The organism is Paenibacillus tianmuensis (assembly GCF_900100345.1).
Lineage (GTDB): Bacteria > Bacillota > Bacilli > Paenibacillales > NBRC-103111 > Paenibacillus_G > Paenibacillus_G tianmuensis.
This window is the reverse complement of record NZ_FMTT01000003.1, coordinates 112821-138253: the sequence shown is the minus strand read 5'-3', so window position 1 is coordinate 138253 and position 25433 is coordinate 112821. Positions and strand designations below refer to the sequence as shown.

General features: G+C 47.9%; 21 protein-coding genes. 4 read left to right on the top strand and 17 right to left on the bottom strand.

The features are described from left to right. Positions 1 to 98: 98 nt before the first annotated feature. From BLO51_RS03390 to BLO51_RS03315, 16 genes are all read right to left on the bottom strand, one after another. Positions 99 to 2468, bottom strand: coding sequence for a hypothetical protein (locus tag BLO51_RS03390; protein WP_090666846.1), 2370 nt, complete (start codon positions 2466 to 2468; stop codon positions 99 to 101). 27 nt (positions 2469 to 2495) lie between these two features. After that, a complete protein-coding gene (locus BLO51_RS03385) occupies positions 2496 to 4061 on the bottom strand; it encodes an extracellular solute-binding protein (RefSeq protein WP_090666844.1) in 1566 nt (521 codons plus the stop codon). Between the two features lie 28 nt (positions 4062 to 4089). Continuing rightward, the gene (locus BLO51_RS03380; protein WP_090666843.1) at positions 4090 to 4977 is read right to left on the bottom strand and encodes a carbohydrate ABC transporter permease; all 888 of its coding nucleotides are present in this window, start codon (positions 4975 to 4977) and stop codon (positions 4090 to 4092) included. 13 nt (positions 4978 to 4990) lie between these two features. After that, entirely contained in the window at positions 4991 to 5950 is a 960-nt protein-coding gene (locus BLO51_RS03375) for an ABC transporter permease (protein ID WP_090666842.1), read from the bottom strand. Positions 5951 to 5965: 15 nt separating this feature from the next. Then, positions 5966 to 6994 carry a zinc-dependent alcohol dehydrogenase gene (locus BLO51_RS03370; RefSeq protein ID WP_090666840.1) on the bottom strand — a complete coding sequence of 343 codons (1029 nt, stop codon included), beginning with the start codon at positions 6992 to 6994 and terminating at the stop codon, positions 5966 to 5968. Positions 6995 to 7189: 195 nt separating this feature from the next. Further along, complete coding sequence (locus tag BLO51_RS03365; protein ID WP_090666838.1) at positions 7190 to 9304, bottom strand: hypothetical protein; 2115 nt, start codon at positions 9302 to 9304, stop codon at positions 7190 to 7192. A 245-nt stretch (positions 9305 to 9549) separates the two neighbouring features. Then, positions 9550 to 10596, bottom strand: a complete 1047-nt coding sequence (locus tag BLO51_RS03360) for a serine hydrolase domain-containing protein (RefSeq protein WP_090666836.1) — start codon at positions 10594 to 10596, stop codon at positions 9550 to 9552. A gap of 87 nt (positions 10597 to 10683) precedes the next feature. Next, positions 10684 to 11913 (bottom strand): MFS transporter, encoded by a 1230-nt coding sequence (locus BLO51_RS03355; protein ID WP_245719507.1) that lies wholly within the window; start codon positions 11911 to 11913, stop codon positions 10684 to 10686. A gap of 170 nt (positions 11914 to 12083) precedes the next feature. After that, the gene (locus BLO51_RS03350) at positions 12084 to 12488 is read right to left on the bottom strand and encodes a GNAT family N-acetyltransferase (protein ID WP_090666834.1); all 405 of its coding nucleotides are present in this window, start codon (positions 12486 to 12488) and stop codon (positions 12084 to 12086) included. Positions 12489 to 12514: 26 nt separating this feature from the next. After that, positions 12515 to 13102, bottom strand: coding sequence for a DUF1349 domain-containing protein (locus BLO51_RS03345; protein WP_090666832.1), 588 nt, complete (start codon positions 13100 to 13102; stop codon positions 12515 to 12517). A 27-nt stretch (positions 13103 to 13129) separates the two neighbouring features. Next, complete coding sequence (locus BLO51_RS03340) at positions 13130 to 13726, bottom strand: sugar O-acetyltransferase (RefSeq protein WP_090667010.1); 597 nt, start codon at positions 13724 to 13726, stop codon at positions 13130 to 13132. A gap of 104 nt (positions 13727 to 13830) precedes the next feature. Continuing rightward, entirely contained in the window at positions 13831 to 14349 is a 519-nt protein-coding gene (locus BLO51_RS03335; protein WP_090666829.1) for a GrpB family protein, read from the bottom strand. 89 nt (positions 14350 to 14438) lie between these two features. Continuing rightward, positions 14439 to 15326 (bottom strand): GNAT family N-acetyltransferase, encoded by an 888-nt coding sequence (locus BLO51_RS03330; RefSeq protein ID WP_090666827.1) that lies wholly within the window; start codon positions 15324 to 15326, stop codon positions 14439 to 14441. After that, positions 15323 to 15958, bottom strand: coding sequence for a streptogramin A O-acetyltransferase Vat(I) (gene vat(I), locus BLO51_RS03325; protein ID WP_090666825.1), 636 nt, complete (start codon positions 15956 to 15958; stop codon positions 15323 to 15325). The genes BLO51_RS03330 and vat(I) overlap by 4 nt, the downstream gene beginning before the upstream one ends. 34 nt (positions 15959 to 15992) lie before the next feature. Further along, positions 15993 to 17654 (bottom strand): ribosomal protection-like ABC-F family protein, encoded by a 1662-nt coding sequence (gene abc-f / locus BLO51_RS03320; RefSeq protein ID WP_090666823.1) that lies wholly within the window; start codon positions 17652 to 17654, stop codon positions 15993 to 15995. 417 nt (positions 17655 to 18071) lie between these two features. Next, positions 18072 to 18950 carry a LysR family transcriptional regulator gene (locus tag BLO51_RS03315; protein ID WP_090667008.1) on the bottom strand — a complete coding sequence of 293 codons (879 nt, stop codon included), beginning with the start codon at positions 18948 to 18950 and terminating at the stop codon, positions 18072 to 18074. 168 nt (positions 18951 to 19118) lie between these two features. On the opposite strand from BLO51_RS03315, the gene zwf reads away from it, so the two are divergent. Genes zwf through gndA form a run of 4 tightly spaced genes read left to right on the top strand, consistent with a single transcriptional unit; the run spans position 19119 to position 24773 of the window. Beyond that, positions 19119 to 20645, top strand: coding sequence for a glucose-6-phosphate dehydrogenase (gene zwf / locus BLO51_RS03310; RefSeq protein ID WP_090666821.1), 1527 nt, complete (start codon positions 19119 to 19121; stop codon positions 20643 to 20645). After that, positions 20623 to 22617 (top strand): transketolase, encoded by a 1995-nt coding sequence (gene tkt / locus BLO51_RS03305; RefSeq protein WP_090666819.1) that lies wholly within the window; start codon positions 20623 to 20625, stop codon positions 22615 to 22617. Before zwf ends, tkt begins: the two co-directional genes overlap by 23 nt. A 25-nt stretch (positions 22618 to 22642) precedes the next feature. Next, complete coding sequence (gene fsa / locus BLO51_RS03300; RefSeq protein WP_090666817.1) at positions 22643 to 23311, top strand: fructose-6-phosphate aldolase; 669 nt, start codon at positions 22643 to 22645, stop codon at positions 23309 to 23311. A 43-nt stretch (positions 23312 to 23354) separates the two neighbouring features. After that, positions 23355 to 24773 carry an NADP-dependent phosphogluconate dehydrogenase gene (gene gndA / locus BLO51_RS03295; protein WP_090666815.1) on the top strand — a complete coding sequence of 473 codons (1419 nt, stop codon included), beginning with the start codon at positions 23355 to 23357 and terminating at the stop codon, positions 24771 to 24773. A gap of 108 nt (positions 24774 to 24881) precedes the next feature. Here the strand turns inward: gndA and BLO51_RS03290 are convergent, their stop codons facing one another. Beyond that, complete coding sequence (locus tag BLO51_RS03290; protein WP_174551187.1) at positions 24882 to 25220, bottom strand: hypothetical protein; 339 nt, start codon at positions 25218 to 25220, stop codon at positions 24882 to 24884. Positions 25221 to 25433: the final 213 nt, after the last annotated feature.

The window sequence follows — 25433 nt, the reverse complement described above, 5'->3', positions numbered from 1 at the left end:
CTACTAGTTGTTATTATAGCAATGTTCCACTATTCCATGTCAACGTACGAAGGATTCACGGCATAACGATTACCGCTATACCGTGAATCCCGTCAAGATTAAGCCATCAAAAAGTTACCGGCGCTGTGTTTCACCGTATCGTTTTCCGCCGGCAGCGCTGTCCGGTTGACCTTCTCTTCCAAGCACGATGTCATGAAGAAGTACCCTCCGCTACCGAAAGCGCCGCCCGCCGCTTCATACTTGCCGCCCGCGAAATGAGAGCCGACGGCCTTCAGTTTGTTCGTTCCGCCTTGGATGTGGAAATGTGCCGTGTTCGCGTCCGCAGCGGCGCTCCTGTAGTTTCCAAAGCTCCACGTGATGACGTTCGCCGGATCGACGCTCTTCAGGAACGCCTTCTCGCCGTTCGTTCCGCCGAATACGGCGCCGCCGTCGATCGTGATCGACTGGTCGGGTTTATTCTTCGCATTGTTGACATCGCCAATCTTGTCCCATGCGCCGGTGAACAATAAGCAGCAATCTACAAGCCCGCCCCCCTGCATGACGATTTCACGCGAGCCGATCTTGACCGTGCCTCCGGCCTGAGGCAAACCCTTGAACCACGTATTGATGAGCGTCAGCTTATCGATACTCCCCAGGTTGACGTCCTCGACGTTGTAAAACTCGCTGTTGAGAATCGTCAATTCCCCATTACACGGCGTGTAGCCGACTTGGGTCGTTCCCGTGCGGATCGGACGGGCGACTTCATATCCCTTCAGCATACCGAAGGAACAGCTGTCGATCATATTTTTCCTTTTGCCCCGGGAGGAGCCCTTCGAAATCGTTATCATCTCTTGCGCTGTGCAGCCTCTCATCTGCAGGCCATCCATGTTGACCCAGAACGAGCCTGAATTCGCCATTTTCACACCGGGCTTCGTATACGTTACGACCGCATGGCAATCTTCAAGCGTCAGGTCGGTGATCCGCTTGTGCGCGACGATCCGCGAAGCGATATGCTTCTTGACGGTCACCCGCTTGGCGCTGTCGCCCCAAGTCGAGCCGCTGTTCGCGAACGATAACAAACCGGAGTTGCCGATATACGTCAGATCGTGCTCGAATTGACCGTGCGTGACGAACGGGCCGTACTCGTCGCCGTCTCCATGGCAGTTCTCGACCATGCAGTAGGCTGCGCACGTAAAGTCGTTCAAGTGACGGGCATTGCTCGTATTGCAATCCTTGACGTGACCGTACAGCACGTTGATCTGCTGCGTCAAGTAGCCGGTGCCGCCCCAGTCGCGTTCTTCCGGGTTCATCAGCTGGCAGCGTTCCGTTACATAATGAGTGTTGTATCTCCGCATGACGACCGGCCAGAACACTTTGGTCGCCTTGATGCCCGATGCATCGCATTCGACCGCGAATTCGTACGCAACCGGATTCGATCCGATCTGGTCCCAGGTCGGGAACGGTCTGGAGCTTGTGCCGTTAGGCGGCACCGGTATGCCGGTAAAGCTCATATTCCGCACGCGGCAGCGAAAAACCGGGTTCATCTTTCGGTAGGTCAACTGACGCCCCTTCGCAAGCGGCCAGCCGAGCTTATAATTGAACCGGACATGGGTGGCGTCAAGAATTTCCGTTACCTGGATCAGGTAATCGAGCTCACGCTGCGCGCTCCCGCCCGGATTGTTCTTGATCTGAGCATGCCACCAGCTGTTCACCACAAAGATGGACGAATCGGCAACCTCGAAAATATCCGAGTACTCCGGCAGCTCTTCGGTCAGCGTCACCGTGTGGACCATGTCGGTTTTGATCCCCTGGAAAAACATAACGGCGCCGAACGGATTGTCTACCGTGTTCAGCTCGATGCCCTCGGTCGTTACGGTATGTCCCTGAAAATCAATCTCGATATCGCTGCGGTGAAATACATGGCGCTTCACGAAGTTCAGATCCGAGTACGCTTCGACACGGCGGATCGACAGATCGTTGACCAACGCATCCAGCGCCCCGTCCGCATTCGTCTTCGCATCGAAAATGCCGAACCAGCGAAAATCCCCTACCCCGTCATGCACGACTTCAAAGCAGCCTTGGCCTTTTACCGGCTTGTGTACCGTGCCGCCGTTATCGGCTTTGGCGCTGCCGGCCATATAGCGAACAAGCTTGCCTCCCCCGTCGCCGCTCATGAAGTAGCCGCCAACGAACACATGCAGACCGTCCTTGAGCTGGCCGGGCGGGAGGGACGTCAGTTCCTCCACGCTGGCGACCCACATCACTTGACGCTCCCCCTTGCCGCTGGATTGCAGACTTTCTGCCGAGGCAAACCGCGAACCGCCGAAGGCGCTGCCGGCCAATATCGCCCCTCCGATTCCTAAGGTTTTCAGTACTTTTCGTCTGCTGATCGCTTCGTTCGCCTTACCGTTCATGCCGATCGTTCCATTCTCCTCGCTGGTTGCGTTCGGTGCATTCAGCTTTCCCGTCTTGTTGTCTGAGAAGAACATCGTTCAACAGCTCCTTTTCGCTGGGTATCAGTTTTCCGATTTGAACTTGATCGTCTTGCCCTTTGCTGCAGAAGCAAGCTCGGCATAGTTGTCGAAAATCGCTTTACCGCCGAATTTCGTCAATATTTCTTGGCGGTATTGCGGCCAGTTGGAAGCATCCTTTTCTTTAAACACGATTTGAACATGCTGCTCGTTCATACGCTTGCGCATGGCGCTCAGGTCCATGCCTTCCTTGACCGTGAGAGCGGTGCCGACGGACGGAAGCAATTTGTACGAGTTGATTTTCTCAACGATTTTTTTGTCGCGCTCGGTGACTTTCGGGTCGACGACGTCAAGTCCGAACACTTCCGGCTTACGAGGCGTGAACCAGCCGTATACTTCAATAAAGTTGTTGTTGTCCGTAATGTCCTTTTGATAAGCGTCCTGAATGATTTCGATCTTGTTGGCGTTGCGCTTGTAGTGCACCCCTTCTTTACCGTAGCGCGTCAGGAGAAAGCCTTCTTCGCCGGCGAGCCAGTTGAGAATTTCGGCCGAGCGCTGCACTTTCTCATCGGAAGATTTGGAGCTGATCAGGAACGGATTGTTCGGAATCGTTTCGACCCATGTGCCGGTTTTTTCCCAAGGATGGAACGGCTGCCAGTTGGCGGTCGTTTGACCCGCTTGCTTCGATTTCATTTGGAGGCCGGCAGGATTGTTGTCGAAGGCGAGATCCCGGCCTTGACCGACCACGATACCGGCTTTGCCCTGCGCCGCTTTGTCAAAATGCTGACCGTATTTATTCAAGAACCAGTCCGGATCGACGACTTTCAGATCCAGCAGCTTCTTGATATCGCCAAGCACGTTTTGCATGCGGATGTCGCTGCGGACATCAACGAACTGGTCGCCTTCTACGTACGTGTCGCCGACCAGCCCGTTTTTTAGGTATTCCGGGAAGTCCATCGGAACGCTGGTGCCGCTGCCCGCCGCTGTAAAACCGTAAGTATCGTTCTTGCCGTTGCCGTCCGGATCTTTGAATGTGAACGCTTTCATAACGTCGACCAGCTCATCGTAGTTCGTCGGCATGCTCATGCCCAGCTTATCGAGCCAATCTTTCCGAATATAGAACGTCCGGTAGTAGTTCGTTTCGTACGGAACGGGAGCGCGCTTGAACGCGCCTTGTACCTGGTACGATTTCAGATTGGCCTCGTTCACCCAATACTTGAAGTAGTTCGGCATTTTATCCGGTGAAACGATGCCAGTCAAATCGCGTGCGACGCCGTCGCGGATATAGTTGTTGGACGATATGCCTTCCGCAAAGAAAACGTCTGGAATGTCGCCGGATGCGATCATGGTATTCAGCTTGTTCGTGTAATCTTGACCGATCGGCGAATAGACCATTTTCAGATTAACGTTGAACTTTTCTTCGATCGCCTTTTTCACGAAATCTTTGTCGGCCGAAGGAAGCTGGGTGCTCGCGTCCGCGATGACCATCCATTTCAGGTCCAACTTACCCGTGCTTCCCGACGAAGCAGTCTCTTCTTTTGCGCCCGTACATGCGGCAAGCACAAGCGAAGAAGTCAATAGTACGGCAGTCATTTTAGATAACGTTTTCAAAGTAAACCCTCCCTATTTTTTCCGGATCTTATCCTTTCACAGCACCCAGCAGCATGCCTTTGACGAAATATTTTTGCAGGAACGGGTACACGATCAGAACCGGCACAATTGCCACCACGACGGTCGCCATCTTGATCGTTTCCGGCGGCATCGCGTTCAGCGCCGATTGAGGAACGGCAAGCTCCTGGCTGACGGCCGGCGATACGATCATGTTGCGAAGCACGACCTGCAGCGGATAAAGACTGCGGTCATTCAGATACATGACCCCTCCGAAATACGCGTTCCAGTGATTCACGCCATAAAACAGTCCGAGCGTCGCCATAATCGGCAGCGAGAGCGGCAGCACGATCCGGATCAGCGTACCAATGTCACTACAGCCGTCCACCTTCGCCGCCTCCTCGATTTCGTACGGCAGCCCTTCGAAGAAGGTTTTCATGATTAATACATTAAACGATGATACGAGACCCGGTATGATAAGGGCCCAAAGCGTATCCATCAGCCCGGTCGCTTTGACCGTCAAATAGGTGGGGATCAGGCCGCCGGAGAACAGCATGGTGAACACGACACCCAACAGGACGACGTTCCGCCCCGGCAAAAACTTCTTGGACAACGGATACGCCAGCATGGTCGTCACCGCCAAATTGCACACCGTGCCGACGACCGTGATGAAGACCGTCACTTGAAGCGCTTTCGGAACGGTGTTGCTGGAAAAAATCGTTTTGAAAGCTTCGAACGTGACGGTTTTCGGAAAAATGACAAAGCCGCCGTTCTTGAGCACTTCTGTATAGGGCGTGATTGACATGACGAATACAAAGATGATGGGAAACAACGTTGCCAAACAGAATACGGTAAGCACCGCGAAAATCACGGCGTCTACGATACGGTCTGACTTGGTTTTCTTGAGCGCGAATGGCATGATGAGGCCTCCTTTACCAGATACCGGAACCACCGACTTTTTTGGCCAATTTGTTGGCCCCGATCACAAGCGCCAGACCGATCACCGATTTGAACACGCCCATAGCCGCCGGCACGCTAAATTCCATTTGTTCGATCCCGCGACGGAAGATCCATGTGTCGAGAATGTCGCCGACATCATACACGCGGGCGTTCAGAAAAATATAGACCTGCTCGAAGCCGGCATCCATAATATGACCGATCCGCAGGATCAGCAGCAAAATGAACACTTCGCGAATGCCCGGCAGCGTAATGTGCCACAACTGGCGCCAACGGCCCGCGCCGTCGACGACGGCCGCTTCGTACAGCTCGTGGTTGATCGAGGACAGCGCGGCCAAATAGATGATGGCGCCAAAACCGGTGCTTTTCCAAATATCCGTCGACACCAGCAGCGAACGGAAATATTCCGAGTTAGCAAGCACATCCAGCTCGCCCCAGCCCAAATCGCGGAAAAACGTCGTCACCAACCCCGCGCCGGGCGCAAAAAACGAAAACACAAGGCCGTACACGATAATCCATGACAAGAAGTGAGGGCCGTACGTGATCGTCTGTACGATGCGCTTAAACCAGTTGACGCGAATCTCGTTCAGCATAAGAGCCAGCAGCACATCTGGAACCATGTTGAACAAAATGCGGTACACGCTGATCAGGATCGTATTTCGCAGCAGGGAAGGAAATTCCGGCGACGTAAAGATCGTCCGGAAATTGTCGAAGCCAACCCACTCGCTTCCCCACATCCCTTTCATCAGGTTGTACTTCTTAAACGCGACCACAAGCCCGAACATCGGGACATAATGATAAACGAGGTAATAGACGATTCCCGGAACCATAAGCAAATACAGCCATTTGTAGCGGAGAAAAGTTTTCCAGAAACTAGAATTACTCCGTTTTTTTACGATAGGCTCGCTGGAAATCGTGGTAGCATCCGCTCGCATATGCCATCGCCTCCTTTACCCTTTATCCAATGAATCCGTTGCTTGAGCGGAGCCGGGTCCGTCATAGCGAACGACAATTCCCATCGATTCCTGCGGATTTTCCAAGCAGCTCCGGTACATCGCGGGCAATTCGTCAAGCGCGCATTCGTGGGTGATGAGCGATTGCATGTCAATCCGCTTCTCAGCTATCAAGCGTAAAAACTCGCCCATATTTCGACCTTCCGTCCAACGCACGTAGCCGATCGGATAGTCGACCCCTTGCTGCTCGTAAGTTTCCTCATAGCGGCCTGGGCCGCCTGCGCGTGAGATATGTATGCTTGCTTCTTTCATAAACAGCAGATCCCGATCGAATTCCGTTCCCGTATCCCCGACAATCACGACGCGACCACGGTCGCGAAGCCAGCTAATCGCATCATCCACCATACTGTTCTTCCGGCTGCTCGCACAAAGCATGACAGCATCCGCGCCATTGCAGGACGGGTCGGATTTAACGGCCCTTTGCAGCTCTTCTTGAGAGCGGCAGGCGATCGCTCCGATCGCTTCGAGCATGCGGCACCGCTCCTCCATCAGCTCAAGACCGATCACCCTGTAGCACGCGGCATGCGCGATTTGGGCGATCGCCTGCCCTAAAATGCCTAACCCCACAACAATTATCGTTTCCCCGAATCTCAGCTCGGCTTGGCGCAGGGCATGAACCGCAATCGCGCCGATACCGACAAACGCCGCCTCCTGCTGCGTGACGCCTTCCGGCACCGGCACTACCAGATGCTTCGGCACGAGCAGAAACTCCCGGTGGGCCGGCACCCCGTAACACGCAACCCGTTGCCCGGGAACGACGTGGGTCACTCCCTCCCCCACTTCCACGACAACGCCGCTAGCGCTATAACCTAAATTCGCATCCTCGTTACTTCGTATCATCAACAGTTCGGTCCCTACGCTCACGACGGAATAATCGGTTCTCACTTTGACGAATTGAGGAAGCGCTTCCGGGTTTGGAAGCTCCAATACTTGCGCTGTCCCGTTTATACCTTTTACCGCTCTCACAACACCGGCCCCTTCCTGTGGTTTAATTCTGATTAAATCTTTTCATTTATTACTTCAAAATTATTCCACTAATTTGTTTCTAGTTTGTTTTCTTCATTATAAATAGCAAATTCTAATATTGTCAATCATTTTTGTAATCGCTTACGCTTTCTTCTCAAGAAAGCCTGTCTTCCGAAAGACAGGCTCCCGTAATGATTAGGATAGGATCATGATTCCCACCTCGTGTTTCACTACATCGCTTTCCATCGGAAGAGAGGAGCGGTTCACGCCTTCCTCGATGCAGGCCGTCATGAGCAAATACGAGCCGCTGCCAAACGATCCGGCCGCAACTTCATACCGGCCGCCCGAAAACCGGGAGCCGACCGCTCTTAATTTGTTGCAGCCGCCTTGGATGCTAAAGTGGGCCGTCTCGGCATCCGGCGCCGAGCTCTTGCAATCGCCGAAGACCCATGTCACGATTCCTTCTGTATTGCTGCTCTTCAAAAACGCCTTTCCCGCATTCGTTCCACGGAACGACGTGCCGCTGTCTACCGTAATGGACTGGTCCGGCGTACCCGTCACGGCAGGATCAAATACGCCCGTCAGCTCCATGCCGCTATTCACGGAGCCGCCGCCCTGAACGATGACCTCGGCACACCCGACACGAACCGGGCTTGCTTCCGGAGAAGCGCCTATAAACCATGTGTTTATCAACACAAGACGGTTTATGCTTCCGATCACGTTATTGTCCACGTTGTGAACTTTGCAATTTTGCATGACAAAATCCGATATGACCGGACGAAAGCCTGCATGGGGGACGCCGGGACGCCGGGCTATTTCGGCATCCTTGGTCATCCCAAAGGAGCAGCCGTCCGCGAGATTGCCCCGCTTCGAGCGGGATGAGCTCTGCGAGAGCGTAAGCATCGTGTCGGCGGTGCAGCCCCTCATTTGCAAGCCGTCCGCGTTAGCCCAAATCGTGCCGGAATCGACCAGCCCTTCTTTCCAGACCGCATGAACATCCTCCAGCGTCAAATCGGTAATTCGCTTATGCGCAACCACTCGCGAGCCGACGTGTTTTTTGACCGTAATCCGTTTGGCGCTATCTCCCCACGTCGTACCGCTGTTGGCAAAAGAAAGCAGCCCCGAGTTGCCGATATACGTGAGATCATGCTCATATTGGCCATGGGTAACGAACGAACCGTGCTCGTCGCCATCGCCATGGCAGTTCTCCACCATGCAGTAAGCGGCGCATGTGAAATCGTTCAAGTGACGCGCGTTGCTCGTATGGCAATCGCGGACATGTCCGTACAGAACGTTTAGCTGCTGCGTCAGGTAACCGGTGCCGCCCCAGATCACTTCCTCAGGGTTGATTAACCTGCAGCGCTCCGTTACGTAGTGGGTACAGTATCGCCGTTCAATGACGGGCCAAAACACCTTCGCCGCCTTGACATCGGCGACGTTGCACTCGACGGCGAATTCGTAGGCAATCGGATGGGAGCCGAGCCTATCCCAGTGATCGAATGGCTGCTCGGTGGTAGATCCATTCTCCGGCACCGGTACGCCGATAAAGTTCATATTGCGCACATGGCTGCGGAAGACAGGATTCATCTTCGTATAAGTGATCTCCCTCCCCGGAGCCAGCGCCCATCCGAGCTTGTAGTTCACTCGAACATGGGTACGGTCAATAATTTCGGTGATCTGAAGCAAATAATCCAACTCGCGCTGCGCACGGCCTTCCGGATTATTGTTCACCCTGGCGATCCACCAATCCCCTACCTCGAAGGCCGACGATTCGAACACCTCCAGCACATCGGTCTGCTCCGGGAGCTCCGCAGATAGCGTAACGGTTTGCGTTACGCCGGTGGCCTTTCCTTGGAAAAAAATAACCGCCCCAAACGGATTGCTTTTCGTATTTAACTCGATGCCCTCGGTAGTGACGGTATGTCCGTAAAAATTAAGCTCGATATGGCTGCGGTCGTAGGTATGACGCCGGATAAAGTTAAGATCCGTATGCGCCTCGATCCGGTGAATCGAAGAATCGTTCACCATCGCGTCCAACGCGTCATCCGCATGTTGGACCGGGCCGAATATACCGAACCACCGAAAATCTCCCTCTCCGTTATGTACAGTTTCCCAGCGGCCGCTGCCGCCGAGACCAGGATCATGAACCGTCCCGCCGTTGTCGTCTTTGGCGCTGCAAGCGATCCAGCGGACAAGCTTGCCGCCCCCGTCCCCCTCTTGATGGTATCCGCTTACATAAACAAGTTGTCCGTCATCCTTAGAAGAGGGTCTATACGCAAGCAGCTCTTCCAGGTTTGATAGTTGGATCATCGCATTGCCCTCCGATTGCTCATCTGGTTTTATACTGATTTAAAATCATGGAATAATACCCAAGGTTTCACGTTAGCTAGTTTGTTTCAGGTTTATTTTCTATGTCCATCATTCATGAATTTCTAATCGTTGTCAATCATTTTTTTAAACGAGCATTTTGCTGCATAAAAAAGGACTTCACCCCGACTTGGAGAAGTTTTCAAGCGATCAAGCCCGAAAACAACCAAGGAAGTGAAGTCTCTTGTCTATTCTTCCGTTTTTTCTAAAACAATTTTCGCTATTTTATGAGCATACTCGTCAGGATCAAATTCGTCACAGTTACTGAGTACTGCAACAGACAAACGATCTTCCGGGAACCGCATGAAGTATGACCTATAACCCGCCCAGCCTCCTGAATGTCTCAAGCATCGACAACCAAAATCTTCTGTATGCTCCAGTCCAAAAGCATAATCTTCATTGTCTATAATCGTCTCTCCTGTTGGAGAAATTTTGGGACCTGTTTCGCTCATTCTTTGAACAAGCTCTTTTCCGCCAACGGTACCTGTAGTCAAATTTTCTCCCCATTTTACCAAGTCTTCAACCGTTGTATGAACTGCCCCATCCCCTGTATGTTCCCAAGGGCTTTCATAGATTTCATATGCACCTTGCTCATTCTTCAAATAGCCGCTAGCAATGGACATCGTAGTTGGATAGCAATCGACAATTGTTGTGTCGTTCATATGTAAAGGTTCAAAAATACGCTCCTTCGCAAACTCACGGTGAGACTTGCCGCTTGCTTTCTCTATGACTTGCGATAATAAAAAATAGCCTGTATTGCTATACTCAAATTTTGTTCCGACCGGAAAACTTGCTGCTTGATGGTTAATAAGGTGTTCCAGCGATTCTTCCGCAGTTAATTTATCCGTATCTTTAATATTCGCCGCTTCAGCCAATTCCATATAATCAACTAATCCACTAGTGTGATGAATGAGATGTCTCAACGTTACAGGCTCAGCATATGCCCCTAAGGAAGGCACAAACTTTAAAATGGAATCATCCAGACTCAATTTTCCTTCTTGCTCTAAGAGTAAAATGGAAAATGCCGTGAATTGTTTGGAGACTGAAGCAATATTAAAAATTGTTGTGGTGGTGATCGGCAGGCTTTCCTCTATTGAAGCCAAGCCAACTGCGCCTTTATAAGTTACTCCGCTATCGAAACTGGCAATATACGCACAACCGGGACCTTTTGGTGAAAGCTTGTTAAATAATTGTTTAATCGACGTGTGTGTCTTTTCATTATACGTAGTATTCATTAAAATCCACCCCTTGGCTAATTATAACCCAAAAGGGTAATACTTTTCCACTTTCGATAGACTATCGGATTGAGTTGGATAAGCAGTTCAGTTTCTCGCTGGGATGTAACGTTTTACAAAAATTGTTGCCAGCAATCCCAACAGCAAGCAGCCCGCCAAGCTGGAAAAAGTAAGGACATAATTGCCGGTCCCGAGCAACTGAACGACTAGGATAGGTCCGATGGTAGCGCCTAAATTCACAACAACCGTATAGATGGAAATCGCTGCACCTCTTGCAGCTCCCCCAAGTTCACCGACCAGTGAAACCAACGAAGGGATAGCAACCGCAATTCCGGATACAAACACTACGCTTATGACAATCATAAACACCATGTTTGCGCCAAATCCTAAGAGGATCAATGAGGCAGCAGATAAGATTATTGCGCTTCTGAGTACCGGTATCACGCTAAATTTCTTAACCAGAGTACTCGCAAATAAAGACAATGCCATTCCTATGGCCCCTACGGATCGCACATATAATATCTGTTCATTCGAGAACCCGAAAAGAGGGCTGCTTAAAAATTTCCCCAATGCCGTGTACATGCCTACAAAGGAAAGCAGCATGACTAGTGCGATAGCAAATGCAAACCATAGTGACTTTTGTCCTAGTGTCTTTCCTATTAGTTTAAATGTTTCCCCAATACGAACCCCATTCGCCGGGAGGTTGGGTATAAAAAATATCATGAGAAGTGTTAATATAACATAGATCGCCGCCAAAATAAGGAATACATATTGCCAGCCTAGCTGAGAACTTATAAAGCTGCTGAACACCTGTCCGACAATTCCTGCCATAAGAAAACCTGCGCTCATACAGCTAAGGGCGAATACTCTTTTATTTTGCGGGAACAATTCCATCACATAGGGAAGCACTATGGGAGAGAAGGTAGCCGCAGTCAAGCCTTGTATTCCTCTTAATACAATAATGGAGTACAAATTACTTTGAAACCCTAAAATAATAGTAACAATTGTTAACGCAACTAATCCCCCAAGCATGACTTTTTTTCGGCCAATACGATCTGATAATGGCCCAAACACTAAGCAGCCAATAGCGAAACTAAGCGTAAACAAACTGCTCGTCCATACAGCCTGCCCTTCAGGAACCGAAAACTCCTTTGAAAAGACGGAGATTAAGGGGATCGTGGCATAGAAGCTGGACATAATGGTTAATCCCGAAAAAAACAAGATCAACGTTATCAAAGAATAACGAGGTTCTCTTACAGATAACTCCTTCATATTATCACTCCACTCCACAATAATGATCTTATCTAATCCATTCAATAAGTGTACTCTCTTATAAAAAGATATTAAAGAGTGTTTATATCCTTTAAATATTCAAAAAAATATGAAGTGTGAGCTCAACACATTTTCGGGAATCAAGGATATTATGAGTCTATAATATCCCCGAAAACACGAATATGTCAAGTTATATTTTTCACAAGGACTGCACCTTATCGCATGATCTTTCTTGTCATTCCAACAGTAAATTTCTTGAATCCAAAGGACTCGTAGTAGGATTCCAAGCTTTCTGTACACATAAGCTGGGGAATGACGCGATTGCGCTCACAATGGTCAATCATTCGATTCACCATTTCTTTGCCAATCCCTTTGGACTGATAACTCGGCAGTACGCACAGTCCACATATAATCCCAGTAATCACTCCATCTGAAATAATACGTCCCATCCCCACCAATTTTTGATCGTCAAAAGCATAAATTGCATACCAACTTTGATTGCACATTTTTTTTAACTCATCAACGGATAAGTTAAGTGAATTCCATCCTAATGATTCATAAAGGGAAAGTAATTGCGCAAAATCTGTAGGGGGTTCTATTGTAAAATGAATCGTGTTCATGCTTTTGCCTCCAATACATGTGTGGATTATTCATGTGCTTTCCATTGGCATTCCGTTATCTTCATCTCGCTAAAAACAGATTTAAATGAGGAATTTTCAGGACTACATGCATAGATTCCCAGTTGAATTTCCCCTTTACCTTCAAACAAATGAAAAATGCGCATTTGTTTATATTCGATGCCATCATACGAATTCTCGATGCAGAAATCACTCTCACGACGGCTAATTCTGTAAAACATACTTTTAAAATTAGAATCAATATCTGTAGTCGCCCAATCTGAAAATCCATGGTTTGTAACAACGCTTCCTAATCGTTGATACTCTTCATTTTCATACTCAATTGAAGCCTTGAACCAATTATCACTATTCTGGTAAATAATGACACCGCATTGATCAAAACGATGTTTGCTATCAAACTCTGTTCTGACTACAAAAGAAAAGTATGGTTCATTGATCTTGAATAACAAGGCTGGCGCATTATCGTTTCTAAAACCGTAGTATGTACGCTGCCAGAAGTCCGTGCCAGGGTCAGTTGTAATAACAACCTCATCTTCCTGAATAGAATACCTCACGGGTTCATTTATCCAAAATAAATTGTTCGCATCGTATCTCATTAGACGTCCCTCCTGAACTTTTCCCAGCTATTCATTCATGCTTTTTCTATATTTATTCTTATCTTCATCCGTGATCTCCCTCAGTACACGACAAGGATTTCCAACAGCGACTACACCTGAGGGAATATTTTTTGTGACAACACTCCCCCCGCCAATAACGGTATTGTCGCCTATCGTTACCCCCGGCATAACAGAAACATTTCCCCCGATCCATACATTGTTTCCGACTTTTATCGGATAGGCATATTCCAGCCCCATATTACGCTGTTCCACATCCAGTGGATGACCTGCTGTATAGAAGCCACAGTTAGGAGCAATGAACACATTATCTCCAAAGGTAACCTTTTCTCCGTCTAATATCACCAGATTATGATTAGAGTAAAAATTCTCACCTATTTCAATGTTATACCCATAATCACAATAAAAAGAGGGTTCAATCAAAAAGTTATTCCCCGTTTTGCCAAATAACTTTTTTATTATATCTTTTCTTTCTTCCGCTCTTGAGGGGGGAAGTTGGTTATACTGAAAACATATCTCCTTAGCGTATTCTCGTTCTTTAATGAGTGACTCGTTACCGTTCGCATCATAAAGCAACCCGAGCTTCATTTTTTCTTTCTCACTCATATTCATCATTGTATTTTATACCTCCCGCTTTTGAGCTTTTTGAATAAATGAGATAAGCTGACGCCCTTATTCAAATGGCGTCAGCCTGCTTCAAGCATTAGATTTTAGCGAATAGACCAATGCCATTGGAGAGCTTCTTTTTCTATTTTTTTGACAAAATCATCTTTACCGTCGCCATAGCTATCAATGTCGGTTGGATATTTGTCAGCTAATTTACTTTTTATTTCTCCGTATTCCTTACATATTCCCGGATTCAGGCGAAGATAATCTCTGAACGACAGGTGCCTTTCGATTTCTTGAATATTGTCATACTGGAAAGCATGAATTTGATGCGTGCGGTGATCTCCGCCCTTACGGAAATATCTTCTTCCTTTGATTCCAAATTCGCCCATAACTTCGTAACCAAGATTTTCAAATTGGGCAGAGTAAGTATCTAATTCATTGATGTCGTTGACAACAAGCAGAATGTCGATAATAGGTTTTGCTTTTAAATTGGGAACGGAAGTACTTCCAATATGAAAGCTGTTCACCAATTCGTCTTGAAGAATTTCCTTTATTGCGTGCTCTTCTTTGAGGTACTCGTTTTTCCAATTCGGATCATATTCTACGACTGTGATATACAATTCTTTGACCTCCCGCCAGCACAACTATTGCTAAATTTTATATCAAAAATGGCTTTAATACAAACCTTAATAAGTTCAAAAAATATTTGCTACGAATGAGAGGTCAGCGGAAATCTAAAATGCTTCCCTTCATCCAGGAATAACGGTCGAACAAACAACACATCATCCGTCTCTGTTATCAAGGTGGACTGGATGTTCTCATTGTCACTGTCAGGTACAAAGTAAAAATGAACAAACTCCGTCTTTTCAGAAATCATATGGCTGACAACTGTCTCTAAATTGACTTTCCTTTTACTTACGATATCATAAACATGCAACGTATTCTCTTTTTGTTCAAATAGAAGTATCGCATCCTCATCATGGTCATAGTAGATGGCATCACGAAAAACAACAATCAAGTAAACCATCAACAAATTCTCATTATTCTTTACGCCAAATGTTGACGATACAGGTATTCTTTCAACTGCAAACTCCTTCATCAGCTCGAAGTCCACCGGATTGTCGACATCCAGCTTGCGCAGAGCCGGTTTTACCACTTGCTTCTTCAAATCCGAAACCGCCAGAGTGAAGCTGCTTTCATGTACCTTCTCAAAGCCAAATTTCGGATAAAAATCCAACACCGTTTCATTCGCAAATAAATAGATAAAATCATATTCCTTTTCATATTTCTCCATGATATGGTTCATCAGCTTAGCCGACAACCCTTGATGCCGATAATCGGGATGGGTCATGACCGTCCCCACTTGGATGGCCTTATATTCTTTGCCATTTGACGTAAGAAGCATCTTATTGATCGAAGCATTTGCAATAATCGTATCCCCGTCTACGAATGAATAACAAATATAATCGTCATTCCAACAACCCTTATCATACCATTCTTTAAAATCCAGCCCAAATGTCTGCTTTGCGAGTTCATTAAAGCTCTCTTTATATACTTCGTTCTGCTTGTAGTCACTAATTAGTCGAACCTCTCTCATCGTAAACTCCTCATTTTTCTTAACGATTCGATATCCCCGCTTACGATCGCCTCGATATTTTGATTGATGATTTCAATATCATTATCCCACCAACGGATTTCCAACAACTCCTCAATGATCTCCGGTGAATAACGTTTTCGTATTTCCTTTGCAGGATTTCCGCCAACGATCGTGTACGGCTTCACATCCTTTACGACAACCGACTCGGCGCCTATGATGGCTCCATCACCAATACGTACACCCGGCATAATGGTTGCACGTCTGCCTATCCAGACGTCGTTGCCAACAACCGTATCCCCTTTAAGCGGCAATTGTTCCAATGTAGGGGTATAAGCTTCCCAGCCGTTACCGAAAATGTTGAACGGGTAAGTTGAGCCATCCATTCTATGATTACCGCCCCCCATAATAAATCTTGTTTCGGGAGCGATCGAACAGAACTTTCCAATCACCAGTTTCGTACCCAAGACTTCATAATGGTATAGCACTTGATCCTCAAACGATTCTCCATGTAATGCATCATAGTATGAATAATCCCCAACGATGATGTTGGATTTTGTAATCGTATTGTTGATGAACTGTACATTTTTATTCCCGGGTATTGGGTATTTCTCTCTTGGATTTGGTCCTAGCATAAGTGATCCTTCCTTCTTCTTTGTTTATGATGCTTTAACTCGTCAGTCTTCCTTCATCAAGTCTGTATACAGTGCCTCCAAACTGTTCTATGAACCGCCGGTCGTGGGAAACGGCGATCACGGGTCCGGGAAATTGCCGAAGCGCTTGTTCAAATTGTTCAATTAATTCGGGACTCAAATGATTTGTTGGCTCGTCGATAACGAGTAAATTTGTCTTAGACGAGATCAGTCTGGCAAGTTCAAGCTTACGGAATTGTCCCGGACTCAATGCAGAGAGGGGCTTGTTTATCTCCTCCGGCCTGAACAAATGCGACGCCAGCAGCTCGGCGATCAAATCCTCCTCATACCCCGTTCTGTCGAAGCGGTATGCTTCAATTACAGTCTTCGCCGCGCCGAAGGCGGAGGAACGGTGTCCCGTGTTCATGTCTTGTTCCAAATAGCCGACCTTGACTCCTTCAGCAAGGTGAATGGCCCCCGTATCAGGCCGCATCCGTCCGGCAAGGATGTGCAATAGTGTCGATTTGCCTGAAGCGTTCGGTCCCGTTATCAGCACACGTGAGCCAGCCTCCACCGACAACTCGATACTCCTAAGCACCGGATTCCGACCGTCATAAGATTTGCTGATTCCAGACACATGCATGGCGGTCTTCCCTTGCAGAACTTCCGGACAAAAATCGAGATGAAACACAAGCGGCTTGGGAGGCGCCGGGATCTGACTGTCCTGCAGCCGCTCTAATTTCGTCTCGGCATTGCGGACTTTTTTCGAAATCGCATTTTGAACGCGTCCGCGGAAGTAGTGCTTGGCGAACTTGTCGTTATCCGTTGGCGGACGGTTGTGGTTCACCTGACGGCCGCTTTCACTCATTCGCTCCTGAAGCTGTTTCATTTCCTCCTGCTGACGATGATAATCGTCTTCCCACTTCAGCAGTTGCTTTCGCTTTTTTGCTTTGTAGTTGTCATAATTCCCAGGGTATTCCGAACATTTATGCGTATAATCATCGACTTCAATGATTAGATTAACGGTTCGATTTAGAAAATGCCTGTCGTGAGATGACATCAGAAGCGTGCCCGGATAGTTGCTCAGGTAGCTCTCCAACCAGTTCAAAGCTTGTGCATCCAGATGATTGGTCGGTTCATCCAGCAGCAGCAGGTCAGGTGTTTCAATCAACAGAGCAGCAAGACCCACTCTGGTTTGCTGTCCGCCCGAAAGCGTAGAAAGATACCTTCCCTCATCCAGAGAGCCAATCCCGAGCCCTTCCATCACAAGCTGTATCCGGTATTCGATATTGTAACCGCCACGCTGCTCAAAACGGCTCAATACCGTGCCATATTCGGCCAATGCAGCGGACAATTCTTTCCCCTCGGCGGTCGCCATTATTGCAGACAGCTTGTTCAGACGCCGCTGCAGAGCATGCAGTTCCTTCTGGGCATTATAAATATATTGACGGATCGATAAGGATTCATCCGTTTTCAACGATTGTGGCAAATAGCCGATCGTGATACCGTTCATGAGAGAAATTTCCCCCTCATCCGGTTCCTCCAAATTCATAATGAATTTCAAGATGGTTGATTTACCGGCCCCATTCGTGCCAACAAGCGCGGCCCGGTTGCCGGAATGAACTGCAAAAGTTGCCTGATCCAAAATTTGATGGTTACCATAGCTTTTACTAACATTTTGTAACAACAGGATCGTCATAAGGTCTACCTCCTCGTCTAAATGAACGATGGATACAGTAATCCCTTACGAAAAAAGGCCGCGAATGCAGACGCACTCGCAGCCGGATAGACTATAAAAGCCACAGCATAGTATAAATATGCCTAAGTAAACTTGGACTTTACCAATCAAGTAAAGTTTACGCTCGTTGTGGTTTCCAGTCTTCGTCTCCAACATGAGTTATCTGAGCAATTAGGATGGACACACCATACCTAATGCGGCTACCGTATTCGTAGCGCCTGCATTCCGTATCCTTTTGTTAGGGATTAGGAAGCGATCAGATAGTACATGTTAGAACTGGATACCACCTTTCCTTGAGTTATTAATTAATATACTGGATTTATCCACGTTTGGCAACTATGAACACTATTTTCGGGTGACTTCTCATGAAGGAAAGAACTATTCAACCAGCTTCATAAACCTGCTTGCAGCAGTAGAAAGCGGCATGTTCCGCATAATCATAATCCCCACGTGAGTTGGCGGCAGCTCCACGTCTAATTGAACCTCGAAGAGAGAGCCCTCTTCCAGCTCCTTCGCAACAAATTCTCTGGTCACGTAGGAGATCCCGAGACCTTTCCGCGCAAACTCGATGAGAAGATCCACGCTTCCGACCTCGATTTCAGGTTTGAGTGGATAGCCGTAGCTTTGAAATAACTCCGTAATGGCCATTCGTGCCCGGCTATTACGCGAGAATAGGATAACGGGGTACTGGAGCAGCATATCGAGCGATAGCACCGCGTCCTTAAGCTCGGCATAACGTCCCCCCGCCACAAAGCAATCCTGCAGCTGGATACTCTCCCTCACCTCAAGCAAAGAATCGGCGATAGGCATACGAACGACGCCCAAATCAATTCTACCTTCTTTTAAATACGCAATAATTTCCGGGGTCGTTCCATGATTCAGGTGAAGTTTGATGCCGGGATATTGCTGATGAAAGTCTTCCAAGTATGGAAGCAAATAATGCTTGAACAGCGAATCGCTTCCGCCGATCCGCAGCTCGCCGCTGTCCAAATTTTTTAGCGCCGCCATTTTTTCTTCAGCCAAAGAAATTAAAATCTGAGACTGTTCGATATAAGAATACAGGATGGCTCCCTCTTGTGTCAGCGACACTCCTTTAGAATTCCGGTAAAACAAAGTGATGCCAAAACTGTCTTCCAGTTGTTTGATAGCGTAGCTGACGCTCGGCTGGGTGAGGTATAGGACCCTCGCAGCCTGAGTCAAGCTGCCTGTCTTCGCAGCCCAATAAAACACCTTATATAGTTCGTAATTGTTGTTCATAGACATGGTCTATAGCTCCTGTGAAATATATTTATTACTTGTATAGGTCATAATCGTATTATAGTGGAACTACGAAAGAGAAACCATATCTTCCGGATTGGAAAATTCATATTTCGGCAATTGCCAATACGGATGACAAGAGAACCCTAAGAGGAAGGAGTAAGAAAAATGGAACCAACCACTTTTGTCTTGTTTGGAGCAACTGGGGATTTAGCCAAAAGAAAAATATACCCTGCCTTGTATAATTTATTTATCGATCAGAAACTGCCCCCAACGTTCGCTTTGGTCGGTCTTGGTCGAAGAGAACTGACGGATGAATCCTTTCAGGCAAATGTGGAGCAAGCTCTCCGTCATTTTTCCAGACGTGAAGCAACCAATTCTGCATTAAACAAAGATTTCTTACGTTCCTTCCGGTACAGTGTTTTGGATATAGGCCGTAAAGAAGATTATGTGAAATTGTTGAAGCGGATTGAACAACGGGAAAAAGAGCTTTGCATTTCACCGAATCGCCTATTTTATTTATCTGTCGGTCCTGAATTTTTCGAAACGATCGCGGCGGGCATTGAGGAAAGCGGGCTCGGTTCCACGAGCGGCTGGAAGCGACTGGTGATCGAGAAGCCATTCGGTCATGATTTGCATTCTGCAAGGAGCTTGAACCGGAAGCTCAGTAAAGCTTTTGCGGAACATGAAATTTTCCGAATCGATCATTATCTCGGAAAGCCGATGGTGCAGAAGCTGGAGATTTTGCAGCAAAATCCGGCTCTTCATGCGTTGTGGACCAATCATTACATTGCTAACGTGCAGATTACGGCCAACGAAACCGTCGGCGTAGAAGAAAGAGCAGGTTATTACGATCATGTAGGCGCGATAAGAGATATGTTCCAAAACCATATGCTGCAATTGCTTATGATGCTGACGAGTCACCTTCCGAACAACAGCAACTCTGAAATGGTGCGCTTCAAGAAGAAAATGGTAATGGAATCCCTGGAGCCGCTTCAAAAAAAGGAGGTGAGCGCAAGCGTAATCCGCGGGCAGTACAACGCAGGAACCGTTCAAGGAAAGCCAGTAATCGGCTATCGGTCTGAATCAGGGGTCTCTTCTACCTCAATGAACGATACCTTTATCGCCGCAAGATTGAAGATTGATAATTTCTTTTGGAGAGGTGTTCCTTTTTATATCCGAACAGGAAAACGTATGAAGGAGAAATCAACACGGATCGTGATTGAGTTCAAGGAACCGTTAAAAATGTCCTCCCAGGCAAATGACGATAAGAAAGTACCCAATCTTCTGGTATTTGAAATCAGTCCTAACGAAGGCATTACATTGCAATTAAATACGAGGGACCCTCAGCATAAAGGGGAATTCAAGCCCCTTCAAATCGACTTCCATGAGAGCCGAGACGATGTTCCCGAGGCTTACGAAAACTTGATTTACGACGCATGGCATGGAGATCCCACATTCTTTGCACATTGGGACGAGGTCGAATTGTCGTGGCAATGGGTTGAGCCCATCTTGGAAGCATTCGAAGAGAATCTTGTTCCCCTTCATCTGTATGAAGCGGGCACCTACGGACCTGCCGAGTCCGATGCATTATTGGCAGAGGACGGCTATCATTGGTGGTTCGACGCCAAGCCTGAACAAAAAAACGAAATCAAAGAAGGAGAAGAACAATATGTCTGTAACTCAACCTATTGATCAATTAGCTATCGATACAATCCGGACACTGTCTATCGACGCCATCAACTCCGCGAATTCCGGTCATCCCGGGCTGCCGATGGGTGCTGCGCCGATGGCGTACACCCTTTGGTCCAAACTGTTAAATCATAATCCCGGTCATGCAAAATGGTTTAACCGCGACCGCTTCGTTCTGTCCGCAGGTCACGGTTCGGCCCTGCTGTACAGCCTCCTGCATTTGTCAGGATATCAGGTTTCGCTTGAGGATTTAAAACAGTTTCGCAAGCTGAACAGCAAAACACCGGGACATCCTGAATATGGACATACGGATGGCGTAGACGCAACAACAGGACCTCTGGGACAAGGAATTGCGATGGCCGTCGGGATGGCGATGGCCGAAGCTCATCTGGCCGCGAAATTCAATCAAGATGATTTCCCGGTTATCGACCATTACACGTATGCGCTTGTCGGAGACGGCTGCTTGATGGAGGGCATCTCTTACGAGGCGATGTCCATGGCAGGACATATGAAGCTTGGCAAATTGATTGTATTGTATGATTCCAACGACATCTCGTTGGACGGAGCGCTTAACCTTTCTTTCAGTGAAAATATACAGAAAAGAGCGGAATCAGCCGACTGGCACTATATACGGGTTGAGGACGGTAACGATATTTCGCAAATTGCCGAAGCGATCGAAGCAGCCAAGTACAACGATTCGCAGCCGACTCTTATTGAAGTTCGGACGGTTATCGGATACGGAAGCAAGTTAGCAGGAACGAACAAAGTACACGGCAATCCGCTCGGTAAAGAAGAGGCAAAGGCCACCAAGGAAGCTTATGGTTGGAAGTATGAGGAAGAGTTTACTGTTCCGGAAGAAGTGAGAACTCTTTTCGAGCAGCTTAAACATAAAGGCGAGACCAAAGAAGAAGAATGGAACCAATTAGTCGCTTCCTATCAAGCGCAGCATCCTTTGCAAGGCAAGGAGCTTGAGCAAGTCATCAACGGTTCCGTTTCGTTCGATGCCGCAGATATCCTTACGTTCGATGCTTCTAAAACTATTTCTACGCGCGTAGCAAGCGGTGAAGCCATTAATCATTACGTAAAAACCGTTTCTTCGATTTTTGGAGGAAGCGCGGATTTATCGCATTCTACGATGACGGATATTAAAGGGGAGCAAAAATTCGCTTTCGAATCCTACGCGGGACGGAATATTTACTTTGGTGTCCGCGAGCATGCCATGGGTGCAGCTGGCAATGGAATGGCCCTGCATGGAGGCGTAAAACCATTCGTAAGCACGTTCTTCGTATTCAGCGATTATTTGCGCCCGGCCATTCGTTTAGCCGCTCTGCAAAAGCTTCCAGTGATTTATGTATTTACCCATGATTCTATTGCCGTCGGAGAAGATGGACCTACGCATGAGCCTGTTGAGCAACTGGCTGCGCTGCGCACCATCCCGGGACTTACGGTCATTCGTCCAACCGATGCCAACGAAACAGCAAGTGCATGGGCGTATGCCTTGCAGCAAAATGAAGGGCCGGTAGCGCTGATACTCAGCAGACAGAACCTGCCCGTATATGAAGCAACCAAAGCCAATGTTCAAGGGGTGGCCAAAGGAGCATATGTTCTGGCGGAAACAAACCATCAACCGGATGTCATTCTGATCGGAACCGGGTCCGAGGTTGCTCTGGCCATGAGTGCCAAAGCAGAGCTGGAGCGGGAAAACATTTCCGTACGCGTGGTCGCCATGCCGAGCAGAGAACTGTTTGATCGTCAGCCCGAAAACTACAAGCAGAGTGTTCTTCCAGATTCCGTTTCGAAGCGGGTTTCCATTGAAGCCGGAATTTCGTTAGGCTGGGAGCGTTACACGGGACAAGGCGGAAAAGTGTTGTCGATCGATACGTTCGGCGCTTCAGGTCCCGGTACGGAGGTCATGGAATACTTTGGTTTCTCCACGAATCATGTAGTTCGTCTGACGAAAGAATTACTGAAGTAAAATGAACAAACGGAGGTAGTTAGCCATGAAATTTTTTATCGACACCGCAAATCTGGATGACATCAAAAAAGCGTATAAAATCGGCATCTTAGCCGGCGTTACGACAAATCCGTCTTTGGTCGCCAAGGAAGGAGTTAAATTCGAAGATCGAATTGCCGAGATTTTGCGGGAAGTGCCTGAGGTTGAATCCGTTTCTGCCGAAGTAACGCCAGATGCGGTTACAGCCGAAGACATGATTGCGCAAGCGAACGAACTGATCAAAATCAATAATAATGACAAAAACATCACCATCAAGCTTCCCATGACGCTGGCAGGTTTGGAAGCATGCCGTTACCTGAGTAAAAAAGGCGTGAAAACAAATGTAACGCTGATCTTCACGGTTAACCAAGCCCTGTTGGCCGCTCGCGCGGGCGCTACCTATGTCTCTCCGTTCCTCGGCCGATTGGATGATATTTCGGAAGATGGCGTGCAGCTCGTTTCGAAAGTCGCTGAATTGTTCCGTATTCATAACCTGGACGCCCAAATCATCGCCGCATCCGTCCGCCACCCGGATCACGTGACTCGCGTAGCGATGGCAGGCGCACATATTGCAACGATTCCCTTTGCCGTCATCGAACAAATTTCAAAACATCCTTTAACGGATCAAGGCATGGACAAATTCGCGGCCGATTGGACAAAAACAGCTCAGCTTTAAGTCATTGGCAAAAGGACGGCAGTGAAAAAGGAGGTTTGTTGCAATGAAAAAACAGCAAATTGGCGTGGTCGGTTTGGCTGTCATGGGTAAAAACCTGGCCTTAAATATCGAAAGCAAAGGGTTCTCGGTTGCGGTATACAATCGATCGCCCGAGAAAACAAATGAGCTTCTGGCGGAAACGCAAGGGAAAAATTTCGTTGGCACGTACAGCGTCGAAGAATTCGTCCAATCGCTCGAGACGCCGCGAAAAATATTAATCATGGTTAAAGCGGGACAACCGACAGACGATACCATTCATCAGCTTGTGCCCTACCTAAGTCAAGGGGATATTCTCATTGACGGCGGAAATGCTTATTTCCATGATACTCAAAGAAGAAATAAAGAATTGCAAGCCAAAGGATTCCGCTTTATCGGCGCCGGGGTTTCAGGCGGTGAAGAAGGGGCACTGAAGGGTCCTGCGATTATGCCGGGCGGGCAAAAGGACGCGTATGAGCAGGTAGCGCCCATCTTGACAGCCATTTCGGCCAAAGTGAACGGTGACCCTTGCTCGACTTATATCGGAGAAGACGGCGCCGGCCATTATGTCAAAATGGTCCACAACGGCATCGAATACGGCGATATGCAGCTCATCGGCGAATCGTATCATCTGCTCAAGGATATATTGAACTTAAATACGAACCAGCTGCATGACATCTTCTCCGAATGGAACAATGGAGAGCTCGATAGTTACTTGATCGAAATCACGGCCGATATTTTTTCGAAGACGGACCCGGATACAGGTAAACCAATGGTGGACGTCATCCTTGATTCGGCAGGCCAGAAAGGAACCGGTAAATGGACAAGCCAAAGTTCGTTGGACTTGGGCGTTCCATTGTCCATCATTACCGAATCCGTATTCGCACGGTATATCTCGGCCATGAAGGAAGAGCGTATGGTCGCAAGCAAGCGGCTGAATGGTCCTGTGGCCTCAACCTATGACGGCGATCCTCAGGAATTCATCGAAGACGTTCGCAGAGCTTTGTATGCGAGCAAGATCGCATCGTATGCGCAAGGCTTTGCGCAAATGAAAGCTGCTTCTGACGCGTACAATTGGAATTTGAACTATGGTGACATCGCGATGATATTCCGTGGAGGTTGTATTATCCGTGCGAGGTTTTTACAAAATATTAAGGATGCTTACGACCAGAATCCAGAGCTGAAAAACCTGTTATTGGACGAATACTTCGGCGGGGTTATTGCAAACTACCAGGAAGCTTGGAGAAAGGTCGTCTCTATTGCCGTCACCAGAGGGATTCCAGTTCCTGCTTTTGCTTCTGCTTTAGCGTATTATGACAGCTATCGAACAGAGAGGCTGCCGGCTAATTTGCTGCAAGCGCAGAGGGATTATTTTGGGGCGCATACGTTCGAGCGAATCGATCAAAAGGGAAGCTTTCACTTTCAATGGATGGAACATACCGAATAACATTATAGTTCAATCCCAGTAACGAAATTTCCAACAAAATGGGCACTCTTTCGGATAAAAGAGTGCTTTTTCTTTTTTCTTTGAGGATCAGACAACCATAAATCTCTTTTAGTATGCGTTAATTTTTCTATAATTTATTCTAAAATAGTAAAATTTTTCTTTTACGGCATCACTGAAGAGAATCCCGCACAAATGATCGGGCAAATTCATGAATCGATATTCGCTGCTGCCCCAGTTCATGAAATCCGTCACAAATCGGGTCAGCGTTACGCTGGCAGTAGACAACTCGGCACCGATAAGCAGCATAAATTCCTTGGAGGCAACGCCCATTAATGCATGCCGACAGTACCTTTCAAAGCCAAGCATCCGTGCAATGCGCGTTCGGTCCCACGGTAATTCCAGGCCCGACATTGCGCCCGAGCCTAACGGGCATTCATCAATGCTCACCCAGGTCAATTTGACATATAAGTGGTTTGCCGGACTGTAAGACTCTTAGACAAAAATACAGCCCGCCCTCTAGCGAAGGACGAGCTGCACAGGGGTACTTATACCGAGCTCACATCGTTTCAAGATCCAGCAGATAATTTTTATACCGATCCAGATAACTTATGCGTTGCTCATTTGATATATATTCGGGTTGGTAGACGACAAAAGGATTCA